This is a genomic window from Actinoplanes sp. NPDC048791, assembly GCF_040650095.1.
Taxonomy (GTDB): domain Bacteria; phylum Actinomycetota; class Actinomycetes; order Mycobacteriales; family Micromonosporaceae; genus Actinoplanes.
Window position 1 is genome coordinate 1 of the sequence record NZ_JBEZGQ010001582.1, and the last position, 1,357, is coordinate 1,357.

Below are 1,357 nucleotides of genomic sequence, written 5' to 3' on the forward strand. Positions count from 1 at the left end.
GGAGCGGCGGGCGACGGCTGCCGCCACGACCAGGCAGAGGGCGGCGCCGGCCAGCAGGACCGGGCGGGCTCCCAGGTGGACCGCGGCCGCGCCCAGCGGGGTGGCCACGGCGATCGGGCCGAACATCAGCGTGTTCGCCGTCGCCGCGACCCGGCCCAGCAGCTCGGGCGGGGTGTGGGTCTGCACGGCCGTGACCGCCGCGATCAGCGTCCAGGGCAGACCGATGCCGCCCATCACCCCGCCGACCAGCAGCGCCGGCCACCACGGCAGGCAGCGGGCCGCGAGGCCCGCTGCGAACAGCGCCGTCCCGGCCACGCCGACGACCGTCACGCCCCCGCGGGTGATCAGCCGGCCGACGATCAGGCCGCCCACGACGGAACCGGCGCCCTGCGCGCTGAGCAGCAGACCGAGGAAGGTCGCAGGCAGCCCCAGGCCCACCGTCACGACCTCGTACTGGGCGGCGGTGGCGAAACCCGACATGGCGATCGAGACGGCGGCCAGCATGACGGTCACCCGCAGCAGGGGGTGCCCGGTCAGCACGGCGAGACCGGCGCGCAGTCCTGACGGGACCTTGGTGCTGGTCGCCGGGGCGGCGGTCAGGCGCAGCGCGGCGTAGAGGACTGCCACGATCACCGGCAGTGCCGCGCTGAGGACGGCGACGGCCGCGCCGCCGTGCCAGGCGTAGAGGCCCGCGCCGGCCAGCGGGGCGACGAGCTTCATGCCTTCCTGGGCGCTGGACCGCCAGCCGTTGACCTCGCCGAGGGCGCCGGCCGGGAGCGCCACCGGCAGCAGGGCCGATTCGCCCGCGTCGAGCAGGACGTAGCTGATCCCGTACGTGAGGGAGACGGCGTACAGCAGCCAGCTGCCGGCCGGCGTGTGCACCGTCAGCAGGCTCAACAGGGACGCGGCCAGGACGAGATTGGTGGCGATCAGCAACGGGCGGCGGGGCACCCGGTCGAGCAGGCCGCCCAGCCACGGCCCGGCCAGCACCGGCGCATAGACGCACAGGCCGGTCAGGGCCGCCCGGCTGGCCGAGCCGGTCAGGTCCAGCATCCAGATGCCCGCCACCAGGGACATCGCGGTGCTGCCGAAGCCGGACAGCAGCGAGATCGCCACGAAGAGCACGACGTTGCGACGCATGCACCCATCCTCGACAGGTGAGTCCTTCCGACTCAATGCCTGTCGGCGTTGTCAACGATCCGTTGACAATGCTCGGTGCAAGGCCGCCGCGGCGAGCCGGACGTGACCGGGCAGGGGCGCCGAGGCGAGGTCCTCGTCGGCCTGGGCGGCGAGCGCGTAGAGGCCGCCCGGGGGTGCGTCCAGCGCCGTCCGCACGGTGGCCCGGACCAGGGCGGCG

General features: G+C 74.9%; 1 protein-coding gene. It reads right to left on the reverse strand.

Annotated elements, in window-relative coordinates:
- The coding region (locus AB0C29_RS48675; RefSeq protein ID WP_360835205.1) for an MFS transporter at positions 1 to 1,140 on the reverse strand (1,140 nt) is incomplete at its 3' end.
- Between the last annotated feature and the right edge of the window lie 217 nt (positions 1,141 to 1,357).